The organism is Pseudomonas putida (genome assembly GCF_025905425.1).
Classification (GTDB): Bacteria; Pseudomonadota; Gammaproteobacteria; order Pseudomonadales; family Pseudomonadaceae; genus Aquipseudomonas; species Aquipseudomonas putida_AF.
Genome location: NZ_CP109603.1, coordinates 887504 through 907006, shown reverse-complemented (window position 1 = coordinate 907006; position 19503 = coordinate 887504). Strand labels below are relative to the sequence as shown.

The 19503-nt window shown below is 61.3% G+C and carries 18 protein-coding genes; 13 read left to right on the top strand and 5 right to left on the bottom strand.

Annotated features, from left to right (window positions below; all coding sequences use genetic code 11):
- Nucleotide 1: 1 nt before the first annotated feature.
- On the bottom strand, nt 2-661 hold the full coding sequence (locus tag OGV19_RS04140) for a GntR family transcriptional regulator (RefSeq protein WP_264312255.1): 660 nt from the start codon (nt 659-661) through the stop codon (nt 2-4).
- A 267-nt stretch (nt 662-928) separates the two neighbouring features.
- On the opposite strand from OGV19_RS04140, the gene xdhA reads away from it, so the two are divergent.
- From xdhA to guaD, 4 genes are all read left to right on the top strand, one after another.
- On the top strand, nt 929-2383 hold the full coding sequence (gene xdhA / locus OGV19_RS04135) for a xanthine dehydrogenase small subunit (RefSeq protein ID WP_264312254.1): 1455 nt from the start codon (nt 929-931) through the stop codon (nt 2381-2383).
- Nucleotides 2376-4775 carry a xanthine dehydrogenase molybdopterin binding subunit gene (gene xdhB, locus OGV19_RS04130; RefSeq protein WP_264312253.1) on the top strand — a complete coding sequence of 800 codons (2400 nt, stop codon included), beginning with the start codon at nt 2376-2378 and terminating at the stop codon, nt 4773-4775. Before xdhA ends, xdhB begins: the two co-directional genes overlap by 8 nt.
- Nucleotides 4776-4895: 120 nt before the next feature.
- Nucleotides 4896-5741 carry a xanthine dehydrogenase accessory protein XdhC gene (gene xdhC, locus OGV19_RS04125; protein ID WP_264312252.1) on the top strand — a complete coding sequence of 282 codons (846 nt, stop codon included), beginning with the start codon at nt 4896-4898 and terminating at the stop codon, nt 5739-5741.
- 10 nt (nt 5742-5751) lie between these two features.
- The gene (guaD, locus tag OGV19_RS04120) at nt 5752-7056 is read left to right on the top strand and encodes a guanine deaminase (RefSeq protein ID WP_264312251.1); all 1305 of its coding nucleotides are present in this window, start codon (nt 5752-5754) and stop codon (nt 7054-7056) included.
- Here guaD and aqpZ read toward each other — a convergent pair.
- Nucleotides 7053-7751 carry an aquaporin Z gene (gene aqpZ / locus OGV19_RS04115; protein WP_264312250.1) on the bottom strand — a complete coding sequence of 233 codons (699 nt, stop codon included), beginning with the start codon at nt 7749-7751 and terminating at the stop codon, nt 7053-7055. The genes guaD and aqpZ overlap by 4 nt on opposite strands.
- 247 nt (nt 7752-7998) lie before the next feature.
- The gene (locus OGV19_RS04110; protein ID WP_264312249.1) at nt 7999-8754 is read right to left on the bottom strand and encodes a GntR family transcriptional regulator; all 756 of its coding nucleotides are present in this window, start codon (nt 8752-8754) and stop codon (nt 7999-8001) included.
- Between the two features lie 353 nt (nt 8755-9107).
- On the opposite strand from OGV19_RS04110, the gene OGV19_RS04105 reads away from it, so the two are divergent.
- Nucleotides 9108-10457 (top strand): NCS2 family permease, encoded by a 1350-nt coding sequence (locus OGV19_RS04105; protein WP_186704050.1) that lies wholly within the window; start codon nt 9108-9110, stop codon nt 10455-10457.
- 185 nt (nt 10458-10642) lie between these two features.
- Nucleotides 10643-11386: an RHS repeat-associated core domain-containing protein gene (locus OGV19_RS04100; RefSeq protein ID WP_264312248.1), complete on the top strand. Its 744-nt coding sequence runs from the start codon at nt 10643-10645 to the stop codon at nt 11384-11386.
- Between the two features lie 60 nt (nt 11387-11446).
- Here the strand turns inward: OGV19_RS04100 and uraH are convergent, their stop codons facing one another.
- Nucleotides 11447-11800 carry a hydroxyisourate hydrolase gene (uraH, locus tag OGV19_RS04095; RefSeq protein WP_264312247.1) on the bottom strand — a complete coding sequence of 118 codons (354 nt, stop codon included), beginning with the start codon at nt 11798-11800 and terminating at the stop codon, nt 11447-11449.
- A 376-nt stretch (nt 11801-12176) separates the two neighbouring features.
- Here uraH and puuE point away from each other — a divergent pair, with 376 nt between their 5' ends.
- The 7 genes from puuE to OGV19_RS04060 all read left to right on the top strand — a co-directional run bounded on the left by puuE (nt 12177) and on the right by OGV19_RS04060 (nt 19121).
- The gene (puuE, locus tag OGV19_RS04090) at nt 12177-13103 is read left to right on the top strand and encodes an allantoinase PuuE (protein ID WP_264312246.1); all 927 of its coding nucleotides are present in this window, start codon (nt 12177-12179) and stop codon (nt 13101-13103) included.
- Nucleotides 13103-13618 (top strand): 2-oxo-4-hydroxy-4-carboxy-5-ureidoimidazoline decarboxylase, encoded by a 516-nt coding sequence (gene uraD / locus OGV19_RS04085; RefSeq protein WP_264312245.1) that lies wholly within the window; start codon nt 13103-13105, stop codon nt 13616-13618. The genes puuE and uraD overlap by 1 nt, the downstream gene beginning before the upstream one ends.
- Before the next feature lie 58 nt (nt 13619-13676).
- Nucleotides 13677-14180 (top strand): ureidoglycolate lyase, encoded by a 504-nt coding sequence (locus OGV19_RS04080; RefSeq protein WP_027592958.1) that lies wholly within the window; start codon nt 13677-13679, stop codon nt 14178-14180.
- Nucleotides 14181-14223: 43 nt separating this feature from the next.
- Nucleotides 14224-15543 (top strand): urate hydroxylase PuuD, encoded by a 1320-nt coding sequence (locus OGV19_RS04075; protein WP_264312244.1) that lies wholly within the window; start codon nt 14224-14226, stop codon nt 15541-15543.
- Between the two features lie 163 nt (nt 15544-15706).
- Entirely contained in the window at nt 15707-17062 is a 1356-nt protein-coding gene (locus tag OGV19_RS04070; protein WP_264312243.1) for a nucleobase:cation symporter-2 family protein, read from the top strand.
- A gap of 143 nt (nt 17063-17205) precedes the next feature.
- Nucleotides 17206-17991 carry an outer membrane protein OmpK gene (locus OGV19_RS04065; protein ID WP_264312242.1) on the top strand — a complete coding sequence of 262 codons (786 nt, stop codon included), beginning with the start codon at nt 17206-17208 and terminating at the stop codon, nt 17989-17991.
- A gap of 347 nt (nt 17992-18338) precedes the next feature.
- A complete protein-coding gene (locus OGV19_RS04060) occupies nt 18339-19121 on the top strand; it encodes an outer membrane protein OmpK (RefSeq protein WP_264312241.1) in 783 nt (260 codons plus the stop codon).
- 65 nt (nt 19122-19186) lie between these two features.
- On the opposite strand, the gene OGV19_RS04055 is transcribed toward OGV19_RS04060, so the two are convergent.
- The gene (locus OGV19_RS04055) at nt 19187-19501 is read right to left on the bottom strand and encodes a hypothetical protein (protein WP_264312240.1); all 315 of its coding nucleotides are present in this window, start codon (nt 19499-19501) and stop codon (nt 19187-19189) included.
- Nucleotides 19502-19503 lie beyond the last annotated feature (2 nt).

Genomic DNA, 19503 nt, shown 5'->3' with positions numbered 1-19503 from the left:
GTCAGGCCCGGGCCAACGCCGCCAGCACCAGCTCGCAGCTGCGCTGGCAGTAGGCGGTGAGTACCTCGCGAATGCGCGGCAGGTCGCGCGCGACCACCGCTTCGAGCAGGCGGGCGAACAGCTCCAGGTAGTCGTCGGTACTGGCCTGGCGCTGATCCAGGGCCAGGTAGTAGGCGCGGCTCATGGCCGGCTGCAGGTTTTCGACGGTTTCCTGCAGGTAAGGGTTGTCGGCGAACGGGTAAGCCGCACGCATGACGGCGAAGCTTTCGGCGACGAAGGCCTTGATGTCTTGCTGGTCACGGGCCTGCTGCAAGCGCTGCTGGATCTCCAGGAACGGGCGCAGGTCGGCCTCCAGGCGCCATTTTTGTGCAACGGCGTTGCCCAGCAGGATGTAGAACTCGCCCATCAGGTCGCACAGGCTGCGCACGCTGCGCTCATCCAGCCTGGTCACATGGGCGCCACGACGCGGCAAGATGGCGACCAGATGCCGACGTTCGAGGATCAGCAGCGCTTCACGCACCGAACCGCGGCTGACATTCAGCGCCTGGGTGACCTTTTGCTCCTGGATGCGCTCGCCGGGCTCCAGCTCGCCGCGAATGATGCGTTCGGCCAGGTAGTCGGCAATCTGCTCTGAGAGGCTGTCCGGGGCCTTGAACGTCATGGTTTTCCTTCAAAATCATTGAACTGTGCACAAGGGGCGGATTGTAGCGTACTTGACCTGCACTCGCGCAGAGGGGCCTTGCGCTTTATTTGGCTTGCCAGGCAGCCACCTGCACGGCGCGATCTATGCTTGTGATATGGGCAATGTGTTCTGCCGGGTGTAGACATAGGCATTTTCCTGACCTTTGAGTCAGAAAAATATTGACCAGCTCGTCAGGTCTGCTTATTGTCCGCCCAACAACAATAAAACCATTGCGAGGCCATCCCCGTGATCCAGTTTCTCGTCAACCAGGAGCTGCGTAATGAGCATGCCCTGGACCCGAACATGACGGTGCTGCAATACCTGCGCGAGCACCTGGGCAAACCCGGCACCAAGGAAGGCTGCGCCAGCGGCGACTGCGGTGCGTGCACTGTGGTGGTCGGCGAACTGACCCAGGACGACCAGGGCAACGACACCCTGCGCTACCGTAGCCTCAATTCTTGCCTGACCTTCGTTTCGTCACTGCACGGCAAGCAGTTGATCAGCGTCGAAGGCCTCAAGCACCAAGGTGAACTGCACAGCGTGCAAAAAGCCATGGCCGACTGCCATGGCTCGCAATGCGGCTTCTGCACCCCAGGCTTCGTCATGTCGCTGTTCGCCCTGCAGAAAAACAGCCAAGGCGCCGACGTGCACCAGGCTCAAGAAGCCTTGGCCGGCAACCTGTGCCGCTGCACCGGCTACCGGCCGATCCTCGATGCCGCCGAGCAAAGCTGCCGCCAGCCTTGCCGCGACCAGTTCGACGCCCAGCAAGCGCAGACCATCAGCCGCCTCAAGGCCATTGCACCAACCCAAACCGGCGAGCTCAACAGTGGCGACAAGCGCTGCCTGGTGCCGCTGACCGTGGCCGACCTGGCCGATCTGTACAGTTCGCACCCCGAAGCACGCCTGCTGGCCGGTGGTACCGACCTGGCGCTGGAAGTCACCCAGTTCCACAAGACCCTGCCGGTGATGATCTATGTCGGCCATGTGGCCGAACTCAAGCGCATCGACACGACCGACAGGCATCTGGAAATCGGCGCGGCCACCTCGCTCACCGACTGCTATGAGGCGCTCAACGCCGAGTACCCTGATTTCGGCGACCTGCTGCACCGCTTCGCCTCGCTGCAGATCCGCAACCAGGGCACCCTGGGCGGCAATATCGGCAACGCCTCGCCGATTGGCGACTCGCCGCCCCTGCTGATTGCGCTCGATGCCCAGGTGGTCCTGCGCCAAGGCGAACGCCAGCGCACCCTGGCGCTGGAGGATTACTTCATCGATTACCGCATCACCGCGCGCCAGGACAGTGAGTTCATCGAGAAGATCATCGTGCCGCGCGCCAGCAATGACTGGGCCTTCCGCGCCTACAAAGTGTCCAAACGCCTGGACGACGACATCTCTGCCGTGTGCGCAGCCTTCAACCTGAGCATCGACAACGGCGTGGTCAGCGGCGTGCGTATCGCCTTCGGCGGCATGGCTGCGATTCCGAAACGCGCCCGCGCTTGCGAAGCGGCCCTGCGCGGCAAACCGTGGAACCAGGCCAACATCGAGCGCGCCTGCCAAGCCCTGGCCGAGGACTTCACCCCGCTCAGCGATTTCCGCGCCAGCAAGGAATACCGCCTGCTGACTGCGCAAAATCTGCTGCGCAAGTACTTCATCGAACAGCAAACGCCGTACATCGAAACCCGGGTGACCGCTTATGTCTAACCATCACGTAGCCAAGAGCCAGGCCGAGATGGCCGAACTGTTCAGCCAGGACCTGACCACCGGGGTCGGCCGCAGCGTCAAGCACGACAGCGCCGACAAGCACGTGGCCGGCGAAGCGGTGTACATCGATGACCGCCTCGAATTCCCCAACCAGTTGCACGTCTATGCGCGCACCGCCGACCGTGCCCACGCACGCATCCTGCGCATCGACACCACGCCATGCTATGCCTTCGAAGGCGTACGCATCGCCATCACCCACGAAGACATCCCCGGCCTCAAGGACATCGGCCCGGTGGTGGCCGGCGACCCGCTGCTGGCCATCGACAAGGTCGAGTTCTTCGGCCAGCCGGTGCTCGCCGTCGCTGCCCGCGACCTGGAAACCGCCCGCCGCGCCGCCATGGCGGCCATCGTCGAGTATGAGGACCTGGAGCCGGTACTGGATGTGGTCGAAGCGTTTCGCAAGAAGCACTTCGTGCTGGACAGCCACACCCACCAGCGTGGCGACGCCGCCACGGCCCTGGCCAGCGCCCCGCACCGCCTGCAAGGCACCTTGCACATCGGTGGCCAGGAGCACTTCTACCTGGAAACGCAGATTTCCTCGGTAATGCCCACCGAAGACGGCGGCATGATCGTCTACTGCTCCACGCAAAACCCCACCGAGGTGCAGAAGCTGGTGGCCGAAGTGCTGGACGTGCCGATGAACAAAATCGTCCTCGACATGCGCCGCATGGGCGGCGGTTTCGGCGGCAAGGAAACCCAGGCCGCAAGCCCCGCGTGCCTGTGCGCAGTGATTGCGCGCCTGACCGGCCAGCCGACCAAGATGCGCCTGCCGCGCGTCGAAGACATGACCATGACTGGCAAGCGCCACCCGTTCTATGTCGAGTACGACGTCGGTTTCGATGACAACGGCCGCCTGCACGGCATCAACTTCGACCTGGCTGGCAACTGCGGCTATTCACCCGACCTGTCCGGCTCGATCGTCGACCGGGCCATGTTCCACTCCGACAACGCCTATTACCTGGGCGATGCCACCGTGCATGGCCACCGCTGCAAGACCAACACCGCTTCCAACACGGCTTACCGTGGCTTCGGCGGCCCGCAAGGCATGGTCGCCATCGAGCAGGTAATGGACCATATCGCCCGCCACCTGGGCCGCGACCCGCTGGCCGTGCGCAAAGCCAACTATTACGGCAAGACCGAGCGCAACGTCACCCACTACTACCAGACCGTCGAGCACAACATGCTCGACGAGATGACCGCCGACCTTGAAGCCAGCAGCGACTACGCCGAACGCCGCGAGTCGATTCGCCGCTTCAACGCCAACAGCCCGATCCTCAAGAAGGGCCTTGCGCTGACCCCGGTCAAATTCGGCATTTCGTTCACCGCCACCTTCCTCAACCAGGCCGGTGCGCTGATCCACATCTACACCGACGGCAGTATCCACCTGAACCACGGCGGCACCGAGATGGGCCAGGGCCTGAACACCAAGGTCGCCCAGGTGGTCGCGCAGATCTTCCAGGTCGATTTCGACCGCATCCAGATCACCGCCACCAACACCGACAAGGTGCCCAACACCTCGCCTACCGCTGCTTCCAGCGGCGCCGACCTGAACGGCAAGGCGGCGCAGAACGCCGCCGAGATCCTCAAGAAGCGCCTGACCGAATTCGCCGCGCGGCACTACCAGGTGACCGAGGAAGACGTCGAGTTCCGCAACGGCCATGTGCGCATGCGCGACCAGATCGTCAGCTTCGAGCAACTGGTGCAGCAGGCCTACTTCGCTCAAGTGTCGCTGTCGAGCACCGGCTTCTACCGCACCCCGAAGATTTTCTACGACCGCAGCCAGGCCCGTGGCCGGCCGTTCTACTACTTCGCCTTCGGCGCAGCCTGCGTGGAAGTGATCGTCGATACCCTGACCGGCGAGTACAAGATGCTGCGCGCCGACATCCTGCATGACGTGGGCGACTCGCTGAACCCGGCCATCGACATCGGCCAGGTCGAAGGTGGCTTCATCCAGGGCATGGGCTGGCTGACCACCGAGGAACTGGTGTGGAACGCCAAGGGCAAACTGATGACCAACGGCCCGGCCAGCTACAAGATTCCGGCGGTGGCCGACATGCCGCTGGACATGCGCGTGAAGCTGGTGGAAAACCGCAAGAACCCGGAGGACACGGTGTTCCATTCCAAGGCCGTGGGCGAGCCGCCATTCATGCTCGGCATCGCCGCCTGGTGTGCGATCAAGGACGCCGTGGCGAGCCTGGCCGACTACCGCGTGCAACCGAACATCGATGCACCGGCGACCCCAGAGCGGGTGTTGTGGGGGTGTGAGCAGATGCGCAAGGAAGTGGCTGCAGCGCAGCCTGCCGAACAAGAACTGGAAACCGTGACTCACTGACATCGTGTAACCCTGTGGGAGCGGGCTTGCCCCGCGAATACGATGGTGTGGCCACTGCCGCATTCGCGGGGCAAGCCCGCTCCCACAAGGACAATGTCAGCCTTCAAGAGAGGTTGAATCATGCACCAATGGATCAACGCCCTCGCCGACCACCAGTCCCGTGGCGAACCCTGCGTACTGGTCACCATCATCGAGGAACGCGGCTCCACCCCGCGCAATGCCGGCTCGAAAATGGTCGTCAGCGCCTCGGCACTGTTCGACACCATCGGCGGCGGCCACCTGGAATACAAGGCCTTGCACATCGCCCGGCAGATGCTCGAAGAACAGCGCACCACCCCGCACCTGGAGCGCTTCAGCCTCGGCGCCAGCCTCGGCCAGTGCTGCGGCGGCGTGACCGTGCTGCTGTTCGAACCGATGGCTGCGGTGCAGGCGCAAATCGCGGTGTTCGGTGCAGGCCATGTCGGGCGTGCTCTGGTACCCTTGCTCGCGGCGCTGCCCTGCCGGGTGCGCTGGATCGATTCGCGCGAACAGGAATTCCCCGAGCTCATCCCCCCAGGGGTGACCAAGGTGGTCAACGAGGAGCCGGTCGATGAAGTGGCCGAGCTGCCAGCCGGTTGCTACTGCATCGTCATGACCCACAACCACCAGCTCGACCTGGAACTGACCGCAGCCATTCTCAAGCGCAATGATTTCACCTGGTTCGGCCTGATCGGCTCGAAGACCAAGCGGGCCAAGTTCGAGCACCGCCTGCGCGAGCGCGGCTTTGATGATGCCGTGATGGCGCGCATGCGCTGCCCGATGGGCATTGCCGAGGTCAAGGGCAAGCTGCCGATCGAGATCGCCGTGTCCATCGCCGGGGAAATCATTGCCACCTACAACGCCTGCTTCGGCCAGCACGACGCTGCCGCCAACGCTGGCCCCATTGCCCAGTTGCTGCCGCCCTCCCGGCGCAGCCAAGCCATTTGACGAGCGCTTTATGACCGCAACCCGCAAAGCCTACCGTGCCGCCATCCTGCACAGCATCGCCGACCCGGCCGAGGTCGGCCTGGAGGCCTCCCATGAATACTACGAAGACGGCCTGCTGGTGGTCGACGATGGCCGCATCAGCGCCATCGGCCACGCCAGCGAGCTGCTGCCGACCCTGGAGGTCGGTATCGATGTGGTGCATTACCAGGATGCCCTGATCACCCCAGGCTTCATCGACACCCACATCCACTTCCCGCAGACCGGCATGATCGGCTCCTACGGCGAACAGCTGCTGGACTGGCTCAACACCTACACCTTCCCGTGCGAGAAACAGTTCGCCGACAAGGGCCATGCCGACCAGGTCGCGAAAATCTTCCTCAAGGAACTGCTGCGCAACGGCACCACCACCGCCCTGGTGTTCGGCAGCGTGCACCCGGAATCGGTCAACGCCCTGTTCGAAGAGGCCGAGCGCCTCGACCTGCGGATGATCGCCGGCAAGGTGATGATGGACCGCAATGCCCCTGATTACCTGACGGACACGGCCGAGTCCGGTTACGCCGAAAGCAAGGCACTGATCGAGCGCTGGCACGGCAAGGGCCGCCTGCATTACGCGGTCACCCCACGCTTCGCGCCGACCAGCACCCCGGAGCAACTGACACTGGCCGGCCAGTTGCTCAAGGAGCACCCAGGCGTGTACCTGCACACGCACCTGTCGGAGAACCTCAAGGAAATCGACTGGGTCAAGTCGCTGTTCCCGGAGCAGAAGGGTTACCTGGACGTTTACGACCACTTCGAGCTGCTTGGCGAGCGCTCGGTGTTCGCCCACGGCGTGCACCTGTGCGACGAGGAATGCCAGCGCCTGGCCGAAACCGGCTCGGCCGTGGCCTTCTGCCCGACTTCCAACCTGTTCCTGGGCAGCGGCCTGTTCAACCTGCCCCAGGCCGAGCGCTTCAAGGTCAATGTGGGCCTGGGCACCGACGTGGGCGCCGGTACCAGCTTCTCGCTGCTCAACACCCTCAACGAGGCGTACAAGGTCATGCAGCTGCAGGGCGCACGTCTGCACCCGTACAAGTCGCTGTACCTGGCCACCCTCGGCGGCGCCCGCGCGCTGCGCCTGGACGACCGCATCGGCAGCCTGCGCGCCGGTAACGATGCCGACTTCGTGGTGCTCGACTACAAGGCCACGCCGCTATTGGACTACCGTATCCAGCAGTCCAACAGCATTGAAGAGACCCTGTTCGTGCTCACTACCCTGGGCGATGATCGCACCGTGCGTGCAACCTACGCCGCCGGGCGTTGCGTGCACCAGCGCTAAGGCTCTTTCGCCAGGCCCCGGTACAACGCGCCGCCGATCGCAGCCCCGATCAGCGGCGCCAGCCAGAACAGCCACAGCTGCTGCAGGGCCCAGCCACCGACGAACAGTGCCGGCCCCGTGCTACGCGCGGGGTTGACCGAAGTATTGGTCACCGGGATCGAGATCAGGTGGATCAGGGTCAGGGCCAGGCCGATGGCAATCGGCGCGAAGCCTGCTGGCGCACGGGCATCGGTAGCCCCCATGATCACCACCAGGAACATGGCCGTCATCACCACCTCACTGACAAACCCCGCCCCCAGCGAATAACCGCCGGGCGAGTGGTCGGCGTAGCCGTTAGACGCCAACCCCGACGACAGCTCGAAACCGGCCTTGCCACTGGCGATGAGGTAGATCACCGCAGCCGCGAGGATGGCGCCGATCACCTGGGCGATGACATAGGGCAGCAGCTCTTTGGCCGGAAAGCGCCCACCCACCACCAGCCCGAACGAAACGGCAGGGTTGAGATGACAGCCAGAGATATGACCGATGGCGAACGCCATGGTCAGCACAGTGAGACCGAACGCGAAGGCGACACCGAGAACGCCGATGCCGAGCGGGGAACTGGCTGCGAGTACCGCACTGCCACAGCCGCCGAGGACCAGCCAAAAGGTGCCGATCAGTTCGGCCCCCATGCGTTTACCGAGGGACATGCTCATGAATCCTTTCCTCAAGAAGTTGAACGCAACGAATGCGCAAGCCCAACTGCTTGATGAAGGTTTGCTCACAAGAATTTAGCAGACGTTTAGCCAATGGCCAGTAATAACCAAAGGGCCGCTTCGCACCCCATCGCAAGCAAGCCAGCGCCCACAGGTATGCACTGCCCTTGAGGCTGGCGTCATTCTGTGGGCGCTGGCTTGCCTGCGATGGGGCGCGAAGCGGCCCCTTGTTCATGCAAGCAAACGATCAACCCTTGGCCGAAACCTTGGGCTTTTTCAACAGATGCGAAAACACCGCATGCAGATCGTCCGAGGCACTTTCCTCGTCCAGGTTCAGCTTGCTGTCGATGTGATCCATGTGATGCATCATCAGGCTCACCGCAAGCTCAGCGTCACGCGCTTCGATGGCATCGATCAGTTGCATGTGCTCGTCATACGAACAATGCGAGCGGTTGCCGCTTTCGTACTGGGCGATGATCAGCGAAGTCTGCGACACCAGGCTGCGCTGGAAGCTGACCAGCGGCGCATTACCTGCTGCTTCGGCCAGCTTGAGGTGGAATTCGCCGGAAAGGCGGATGCCCGCACCACGATCGCCACGGGAGAAGCTGTCACGCTCCTCGCGCACCATCTGGCGCAGCTCGTTGAGCTGCTCGAGGGTGGCGTGCTGCACGGCCAGTTCGGTGATGGCGCGTTCGACCATGCGCCGCGAGAAGAACACCTGGCGTGCCTCTTCTACCGTCGGGCTGGCCACCACCGCACCGCGGTTGGGCCGCAGCAGCACCACGCTTTCGTGGGCCAGGCGCGACAGGGCGCGGCGGATGATGGTGCGGCTGACGCCAAAGATCTCGCCCAGCGCTTCCTCGCTCAACTTGGTGCCCGGAGCCAGACGCTGTTCGAGGATCGCCTCGAAAATATGTGCGTAGACGATGTCGTCCTGGGTACCGCTGCGCCCGGCCTTGCCAGTGCGCACAGGTTTTTTCAGAGGTTGCAGCTGTTCGTTCATGGGCACTCGAGCACGTGGATCCACCAGTCGGACCTTGACTGTAACGCGTGTCAGAGGGTGGCTGGCAAGTCCTGAAAAAGGGATGAAGGACCAAAGTATGGCGCCATTGTACACAGGCTGAGCCGTTTCTGCAGGTGGCCTTTTACCTATATAGCCGTTGTACGACGCATTGCGCACACAAAATATAAAACATTATTTGCATTCTTTGTACACAAAAGCATAATCCACCGTGCAACTTCCTGACCCATAAGTCAACAAAACGGTCAGACGTCTGCCTTCCCTCGCGGAGCCGCCAAGTGCATGCGCAGGACAATGGCTCCAAAACAACAAGAAAGACTTGAGGAGTACCCGCTGTGGAAAGCCGCAAATCCGAAGCCCCTACGCTGGATCTCGCCCCACCGCTCGAAACGAGCTGGCTGGAACGGATTTTCAAACTCAAGCAACATGGCAGCACCGTCAAAACCGAAATGATCGCCGGGGTGACCACCTTCATCACCATGGCCTACATCATCTTCGTCAACCCCAACATCATGGCCGACGCCGGCATCGATCACGGCGCGGCATTCGTCGCCACCTGCATCGCCGCCGCGCTGGGCTGCCTGCTGATGGGGCTGTACGCCAACTGGCCGGTGGGCCTGGCGCCGGGCATGGGGCTTAACGCCTTCTTCACCTACACCGTGGTCGGCACCATGGGCTACAACTGGGAAACGGCACTGGGCGCAGTGTTCGTCTCGGGTGTGCTGTTCATGTTCCTGACCTTGTCAAAAGTGCGCGAATGGCTGCTCAACAGCATCCCAGTGAGCCTGCGCCATGCGATGGGGGCCGGCGTCGGATTGTTTCTCGGGCTGATCGGCCTCAAGACTGCTGGCATCATCGTCGACAGCCCGGCCACGCTGATCAAGCTGGGCTCGCTGCATGAACCCGGCCCACTGCTGGCGGCAGTGTGCTTCCTGTCGATTGCCATCCTCAGCTACAAACGGGTATTCGGCGCGATCCTGATCAGCATCATCGGCGTCACCCTGGCCGGTTGGGGCCTGGGCCTGGTGAAATTTGGCGGGGTGATGTCGATGCCGCCAAGCCTGGCGCCCACCTGGATGGCCATGGATGTGGCCGGCGTGTTCAACGTCAGCATGATCAGCGTGGTGCTGGCATTCCTGTTCGTGCACATGTTCGACACTGCTGGCACGCTGATGGGCGTGGCGCAGCGGGCCAACCTGGTGGCAGCGGATGGCCGCATCGAAAACCTGTCGCGGGCATTGAAGGCCGACAGTGCTTCAAGCGTGTTCGGTGCCGTGGTAGGTGTGCCGCCAGTGACCAGCTATGTGGAAAGTGCTGCGGGGGTTGCGGCGGGTGGGCGTACGGGCCTGACTGCAGTCGTGGTCGGCCTGCTATTCGTCGCTGCGATGTTCTTCGCCCCGCTGGCGGGGATGATTCCTGCCTATGCCACCGCCGGTGCGCTGATCTACGTGGCGATGCTGATGATGGGCAGCATGGCGCACATCCACTGGGACGAAGCCACCGACAGCATTCCGGCCATCGTCACAGTCATCATGATGCCGCTGACCTTCTCGGTGGCGGACGGTATTGCGCTGGGCTTCATCACCTATGTAGCGCTGAAGGCGGGTACCGGCAAGTACAAAGAGATCTCGGCCAGCCTGTGGGTGCTGTGCGCGATTTTCATTGCCAAGTTTGTGTTCCTCTGACCTCCACTCGGTCGACAAAGGGCGCTTCGGCGCCCTTCGTTCATCGCTCATTCTCTGCAAATACGCCCCTGTGAGAGCGGCCTTGCCGGGGTGTTCCCACAGCACCGGACTGGTAATTGTACTAGCTGTGAAGTCCTTCGGAACTTGATACAAACGGCACAGGCGTCATTTCCAGAAGATACCCAATGAACATCATCACTCTGCGCATATGCGCTTACACCCCTTATGGCCACTCAGAGGCAGGCAAAAGCCCGATTGGTTTCAATGGCGAGTTCCGGGATCCGGTTTCCGGGTCTTACCCTCTCGGTAAAGGCCACAGGGTATTCCGCCCCATGCTGATGAGGTTCTTGAGCCCTGACAGTTACAGCCCATTTAGAGAAGGTGGCGTGAATGCTTATGCCTATTGCCTGGGAGACCCAATAAACCTCACCGACCCCGAAGGAAGGAGCCCTTTTTTAAAAGGCGTGTCTAAAACGATGAAGAATATATTCATCACAGGCGATATTCCGGTTGAACAGTTCTCCCCTACACGCAAACAGCTACACGAGCAGGTCGACACGTCTTCCCGATGGGGGCAAGCCACAGCGTCCATCAACAAGGCATTGGGTAGCAACGGGGATAGCAGCATTCCTAGCTGGAAAGCGGACAGCTATATCCAGCGATCACAGAATGCCTCAGCCAGTTTGAACGCAAACAAGAAAAGCAGTTTGAGCGAGCCGACGCTGTTCTTCGGTTCGAGTTTCGAGTGGGGCCAAGTGGCAGTAGATGCCTGGCAACGCGGTAACATTGAACAGGTGGGGGCTGCAGTGGTGGGGCTCACCTTCAACTCTGCAGGTGGGATCATGGTAGGTGCTGCAGTTCACTCAGACTACAAAACAGGCCGGATACTGTCCGCGCCAACAAATCAACGAACCGCCATTCGCCAATAAAAAAAGCCCGCCAGTGTGAGAGCGGGCCAAAGGACCTACGAAGATTCTTCTAGCGACCAACTAGCTTCCGCGATAGGTCGAATAGCTATACGGCGAGATCAGCAGGGGCACGTGGTAGTGATCTTGCTGCTCGTCGATGCCAAAGCGCAGCACGACAACATCCAAAAACGCCTGGGCCGGCAGTTGCACACCGCGAGCGCGGTAGTAATCGCCAGCGCTGAACTGCAACTGATAAACGCCAGTACGGTAATCGTCACCCTGCAACAACGGCGCATCGACGCGGCCATCGCTGTTGGTCAGGGCGGTGTTCACCAGCTCCAGCTGCTGGCCTTCGACACGGTACAGCTCGACCTTGATCGAGCTGCCCGGGCAGCCATGCGCGGCATCCAGTACGTGTGTGGTCAAACGTCCCATTGCTTGTCGCCTCTTGTTCAATCTGTGGGCAAAAAATACACGGCCATCATCACGCCAACCGGCCTGCGATGTGCGGGAATGACGTTATTAAGACATTCCATCGCTAAATTGTACACAATTTTTTGAACCCGTCTGTCGCGCCCTTGGCAAAGCCCCTATCCGTCGCAAATACAGGCACCATGCCGACGTCGACGTCATTAGCTGACCAAGCAGGCAGGTTTATTGCAAGGGATTCTCAAGCGACAAAAGGGAAGAAATGCGGAAAAACAGGCTTACAAAAGATTTCAGAAGTTGTATACAATCAGCCCATCCGGTGGTGCGACATACCGACGCGGTCCGCCCACCCCCGCACTAACGCACAAGAAGGAAGACTGCAGTGAGCGCTGACTATCCTCGCGACCTGATCGGTTACGGCAACAACCCACCTCACCCGCAATGGCCGGGCAACGCCCGCATTGCGCTGTCTTTCGTCCTCAATTACGAAGAAGGTGGCGAGCGCAACATCCTGCACGGTGACAAAGAGTCCGAAGCCTTCCTGTCCGAGATGGTCGCCGCCCAGCCGTTGCAGGGCCAGCGCAACATGAGCATGGAGTCGCTGTACGAGTACGGCAGCCGTGCCGGCGTGTGGCGCCTGCTCAAGCTGTTCAAGGACAGCGGCGTACCGCTGACCGTGTTCGCCGTGGCCATGGCCGCCCAGCGCCACCCCGACGTGATCCGCGCCATGGCCGAAGCCGGCCACGAGATCTGCAGCCACGGCTACCGCTGGATCGACTACCAGAACATGGACGAGGCGCAAGAGCGCGAGCACATGCTCGAAGCCATCCGCATCCTCACCGAACTGACCGGCGAGCGCCCGGTGGGCTGGTACACCGGCCGCACCGGCCCGAACACCCGCCGCCTGGTGATGGAGGAAGGTGGCTTCCTCTATGACAGCGACACCTACGACGACGACCTGCCCTACTGGGAGCCGAACAACCCGACCGGCAAGCCGCACCTGGTGATCCCCTACACCCTGGACACCAACGACATGCGCTTCACTCAGGTACAGGGCTTCAACTGCGGCGAGCAGTTCTTCCAGTACCTTAAAGACGCCTTCGATGTGCTGTACGAAGAAGGCGCCGAAGCACCGAAGATGCTTTCCATCGGCCTGCACTGCCGCCTGGTCGGCCGCCCAGCGCGCCTGGCCGCGCTCAAGCGTTTCGTCGACTACGCCAAAAGCCATGACCAGGTCTGGTTCGCCCGTCGCGCGGACATCGCCCGCCACTGGCACACCACCCACCCGTACAAGAAAGAGAACGCCTGATGACCGCCTTCAAGACCCTCAAGCCATCGACCCTGGGCCGTGACGCGTTCGTCGCCACCTTCGCCGACATCTACGAGCACTCGCCGTGGGTCGCTGAAAAAGCTTATGACCTGGGCAACCTGAGCGAACTGGACGAAATCGAGGCACTGCACCAGCGCATGAGCGACATCCTGCTCAGCGCCAACCACGCCGACCAACTGGCCCTGATCAACGCTCACCCGGACCTGGCCGGCAAAGCCGCCATCCAGGGCGAGCTGACCGAATCGAGCACCAACGAGCAGGCCGGCGCCGGTATCCACCAGTGCACCGCCGAAGAGTTCGCCCGTTTCACCGAGCTCAACGACGCCTACAAGGCCAAGTTCCAGTTCCCCTTCATCATGGCCGTGAAGGGCAGCAACCGGCACCAGATCCTCGCCGCTTTCGAAAAACGCATCCACAACGACAGCGATGCCGAATTCAAGGAAGCCTTGGCGCAGATCAACCTGATCGCCCTGTTCCGCCTGCTGCAGCTGTAAAACGCCGCAGCAACGTTAGAGCCTTATCCAGAATAACGAACTTAGAAGAGATAACCGCATGCGCACCCTGATGATCGAGCCCCTGACCAAAGAAGCCTTCGCCCCGTTCGGTGACGTGATCGAAACCGATGGCAGTGACCACTTCATGATCAACAACGGCTCGACCATGCGCTTTCACAAGCTCGCCACGGTCGAAACCGCCGAGCCTGAAGACAAGGCGATCATCAGCATCTTCCGCGCCGACGCGCTGGACATGCCGCTGACCGTACGCATGCTGGAACGCCATCCGCTGGGCAGCCAGGCTTTCATCCCGCTGCTCGGCAACCCCTTTCTGATCGTGGTCGCGCCCGTTGGCGATGCACCTGTATCAGGTTTGGTCCGCGCCTTCCGCAGTAACGGCAGGCAGGGCATCAATTACCATCGCGGCGTCTGGCACCACCCGGTGCTGACGATCGAAAAGCGGGATGATTTCCTGGTGGTTGATCGCAGTGGTTCTGGCAACAACTGCGATGAGCATTACTTCACCGAGGAACAGATGCTGATCCTCAATCCCCACCAATAAGAAAAGGTCGATCATCGTAAGGTGATCGGCAGAGGTACATACTGTGGAAGCACACCTTCACGAATGGCTGAACCTGAGCATTCGCTGGGTTCACATGATCACCGGTGTCGCCTGGATCGGTGCATCGTTTTACTTCGTCTGGCTGGAAAACAACCTGAACCGGAGCAATCCGCGTGACGGGCTGTCGGGTGACCTTTGGGCCATCCACGGCGGTGGTATCTACCACCTTGAAAAGTACAAGCTGGCACCCCCGAAAATGCCCGAGAACCTGCACTGGTTCAAATGGGAAGCCTACTTCACCTGGATGTCCGGTATCGCCCTGCTGTGCGTGGTGTTCTACTGGAACCCGACCCTGTACCTGCTGGCCCCTGGCAGCACCCTGAGCGGTGCCGAGGGCGTGGCCATTGGTATCGGTTCGCTGGTGGCCGGCTGGTTCATCTACGACCTGCTCTGCGACTCGCCGCTGGGCAAGCGCCCGATGCTGCTGGGCGGCGTGCTGTTCGTGCTGATCATCGCTGCCTGCTGGGGCTTCAGCCTGGTATTCAGCGGCCGTGGCGCGTATCTGCACACCGGCGCGATCATCGGCACCATCATGGTCGGTAACGTGTTCCGCATCATCATGCCTGCCCAGCGCCAGCTGGTAGCCGCGATCGAAGCCAACACTACCCCCGACCCGCGCCTGCCGGCCAAGGGCCTGCTGCGTTCGCGTCACAACAACTACTTCACCCTGCCGGTGCTGTTCATCATGATCAGCAACCACTTCCCGAGCACCTACGGCAGCCAGTACAACTGGCTGATCCTGGCCGGCATTGCAGTGGCTGCGGTATTGATCCGTCACTACTTCAACACCCGCCATGACAGCGCCAAGTACGCCTGGACCCTGCCCGTCGGCGCCCTGGCGATGATCTGCCTGGCCTACGTCACCGGCCCGAAGCCGATGGCCGTCAGCCCTGAGCAAGCTGCTGCGAAAGTCGAGTACCAGCCGCTGCCCGCCACCGCCGTCGGCGGCAAGACCGCTGCCGAACTGCGCGCCGAGGAAGCCACCAAGGCCGCCGAAGCCCCCGCCGCGGCACCAGCGCAAGCCACTGCCCAGGCAGGCGGCGACAGCTTCGACAAGATCCACAATGTCATCCAGGAACGCTGCACCGTGTGCCACTCGTCCAAACCGACCAGCCCACTGTTCAGCGCCGCCCCTGCCGGTGTGATGTTCGATACCCCGCAGCAGATCCAGGCCCAGGCCGCGCGCATTCAGGCGCAAGCGGTTGCCAGCCAGATCATGCCGCTGGGCAACATCACCCAGATGACCACCGAAGAGCGCAAGCTCGTCGGTGACTGGATCGCCAAAGGCGCCCCGGTCAACTGATGCACCGGGCACACTCCGCTCCCTGTGGGAGCGGGTTTACCCGCGAAGAGGCCGGCATGTCCGGCCTCTGCTTCAAGGCAATACGCAACTAGCAAGCATCGAGCGCCCAGGCCTGCAGCCTGGCGCTTGGATCCGAGAATAAAAACAAAACTCGAGGTGCTGCATGTCCGAGTCACGCATGGCGTACATCCCTGTTGCGCCGCCGCGAGAGCCTCTGCCCCTGTTCCAACTGATCCTGGTTGGCCTGCAACACGTTCTGCTGATGTACGGAGGCGCGATTGCCGTGCCTTTGATCATTGGCCAAGCCGCCGGATTGTCCCGTGAAGAAGTCGCTTTCCTGATCAACGCCGACCTGCTGGTCGCGGGCGTCGCCACCATCATCCAGTCGTTCGGTATCGGCCCGGTAGGGATTCGCATGCCAGTGATGATGGGCGCCAGTTTCGCGGCCGTCGGCAGCATGGTGGCCATGGCCGGCATGCCCGGCGTCGGCTTGCAGGGGATTTTCGGAGCGACCATCGCCGCCGGGTTCTTCGGCATGCTGATCGCGCCGTTCATGTCCAAGGTCGTCCGCTTCTTCCCACCGCTGGTCACCGGTACCGTCATTACCTCGATCGGCCTGTCGCTGTTCCCGGTGGCAGTCAACTGGGCCGGTGGCGGCCATGAGGCAGAAGCCTTCGGCTCGCCCATCTACCTGATGGTCGCAGGCCTGGTACTGGCCGTGATCCTGCTCATCAACCGCTTCATGCGTGGCTTCTGGGTCAACGTGTCGGTGCTGGTGGGCATGGGCCTGGGTTACATCCTGGCCGGCTCCATCGGCATGGTCGACCTGACGGGCCTGAAAGACGCACCGTGGCTGCAAGTGGTCACCCCACTGCACTTCGGCATGCCGACCTTCAGCCTGGCACCGATCCTGTCGATGTGCCTGGTGGTGGTGATCATCTTCGTCGAGTCCACGGGCATGTTCCTGGCCCTGGGCAAGGTAACCGATCGTGAAGTCACCCCAGGCATGCTCCGCCGTGGCCTGCTGTGCGACGCCGGTGCGTCGTTCATCGCCGGGTTCTTCAACACCTTCACCCACTCCTCGTTCGCGCAGAACATCGGCCTGGTGCAGATGACCGGGGTACGCTGCCGCTTCGTCACCATCGTGGCTGGCGCGCTGTTGATCCTGCTCAGCCTGCTGCCCAAGGCGGCCTTCCTGATCGCCTCGATCCCGCCTGCGGTACTGGGCGGCGCGTCCATTGCCATGTTCGGCATGGTCACCGCCACCGGGATCAAGATCCTTCAGGAAGCGGACATCGGCGACCGTCGCAACCAGTTGCTGGTTGCGGTGAGCGTCGGCTTTGGGTTGATCCCAGTGGTGCGCCCGGAGTTCTTCGCACAGATGCCGCAGTGGATGGAACCGATCACCCACAGTGGCATCGCCATGGCCACGGTCAGCGCCCTGGTGTTGAACGTGCTGTTCAACATCTTAGGTGGTGCCGACCGCGCGGCGCATAACGACGCCTGTCACCAGCACTGAGCCAGACGGGGCGGCGCAATGGCCGCCCCTCACTCACACCCGCAGTAACCGCTATACCGTCGGCCCGCCGGAATGGGCCGCTCGGGGCGCCCCTGCGCGCTAAAAAAACCGCCAACAAAAACAATAAGTCCGGGAATCACGACATGAAGCGCATCACCACGTCCCTGTTGTTGGGCAGCAGCCTGCTGGCCACCCTCCCCTCGCATGCAGGCGAATGGCTGCAATGGCACGGCGAAAGCCTGAGCTACCTGTACGGCAAGGACTTCAAGGTCAACCCTGATATCCAGCAGACCATCACGTTCGAGCACGCCAACAAATGGAAGTACGGCGACACCTTCATGTTCGTCGACAAGATTTTCTACAACGGCAAGGCCGACCGCAGCAAAGGCGTGACCACCTACTACGGTGAGTTCAGCCCACGCCTGTCGCTTGGCAAGATGACCGGCCACAAGTTCGAGTTCGGCCCGATCAAGGACGTGCTCATCGCCATGACCTACGAGCGAGGCGAAGGCGACAACGAGGCCTACCTGATCGGCCCAGGCTTTGACCTGGCCGTCCCCGGCTTCAACTATTTCACCCTGAACTTCTACCTGCGCAACACCGAGGGCAGCCGCCCTGGGGACAATGTCTGGCAGATTACCCCGGCCTGGTCGTACACCATTCCCGTGGGCAGGTCCGACATCCTCATCGATGGCTACATGGACTGGGTAGTGGACAACGACCAGACCCGCCGTGGCACCTACCACGCCAACCTGCAGTTCAACCCACAGGTCAAATACGACCTGGGCAAAGCCCTGAACCTGGGCGCCAAGCAGTTGTACGTGGGGTTTGAATACAGCTACTGGAAGGACAAGTACGGCATCGACAGCCGCGGCAATGTGGACAGCAACCAGAGCGTCGCAAGCGCCCTGGTCAAAGTCCACTTCTAATAACCTGACCAAACGCACAAGTTTGTTTCACCACGCTCCAGGACGGAGCACTTGAGGACCGGCGCGCAAGCCAGTAATCTGCGCGCCCCCTCGATCAGGGCAGAACGGATTCTGCCTGCGTTTACTGACCGCTCAGTCAATGAATACGGGCGGTTGGCCAACGTGTTGCCAGCCTGAAAGACCCTTTTCATCCGTTCAGAACGAAGTCGAGCAGGAAGGTTGTGCCAACCCGGAAAAGTTGGCGCAACTCTTGCCAAACAGCTGTGGCCTATCGAAAAAAGCTGACTCAAAAGACAAAAACAGCGCCACCACCGAGCGCTGACAACAGATCAATCAAGGGAGCGACAATGCGTACCATCAACAGCCTGATCCTCGCGGGCGGCCTGCTGGCCTGCGGCACCACCTTCGGCGGCGACCTGCTGCAGTGGCAGAACAACAGCCTCACCTACCTGTGGGGCAAGAACTTCAAGGTCAACCCCGAAATCCAGCAAACCGTCACCTTCGAGCATGCCGATGGTTGGAAGTACGGCGACAACTTCATTTTCGTCGACAAGATCTTCTACCAGGGCAAGAAAGACTCGGGTAACGGCCCGAACACCTACTACGGTGAAATCAGCCCACGCCTGTCGTTTGGCAAGATCTTCGACCAGAAGCTGGCGTTCGGCCCGGTCAAGGATGTGCTGCTGGCGATGACCTACGAGTTCGGCGAGGGTGATACCGAGTCCTACCTGATCGGCCCTGGCTTCGACCTCGACATCCCAGGCTTCGACTACTTCCAGCTGAACTTCTACCAGCGCACCACCGACGGCAGCCGCGCCGGTGACAACGTCTGGCAGATTACCCCGGTATGGTCCTACACCATTCCGGTGGGCTCGTCCGACATTCTTATCGACGGTTTCATGGACTGGGTGGTGGACAACGACGAGAACCGTCGCGGCACCTATCAGGCCAACCTGCACTTCAACCCGCAGGTCAAATACGACCTGGGCAAGGCGTTGCACCTGGGTGAGAAGCAGTTGTATGTAGGTTTTGAATACGACTACTGGAAGAACAAGTACGGCATCAAAGATTCCGACGCGTTCACCACTGATCAGAACACTGCAAGCTTCCTGGTAAAAGTGCACTTCTAACCCGCTGAAACGTGACAGCGTTACCAAAAGGCGACGCTGTTACGCGCCAAGCTGTAAGAAACTTCTTACATTCTTTTAAGAGAAGGCTTACTTAGCAAAGAACTTGCCTTGAAGGTCAAAACAACCATAACCGGCAATACCATGCCGACTATCACCAATGCCATCTCCACCTGATGGTGCTCAAGCATCCGCATGATATCCACCACCAGCATTACCACACTGATGGTCAACGCCACGCCAAACATGGCACACCCCTTGTAGAGGGCCTGCACGTCTACCCCACGCAGCAGGAAACAAAAGCCCAGGCTTACCCAGGCCATCGCCGTGATCAGGTACAGCGCCAAGTGATAGGCGTCGTAGGTCAGTACATTGCCAAACATGT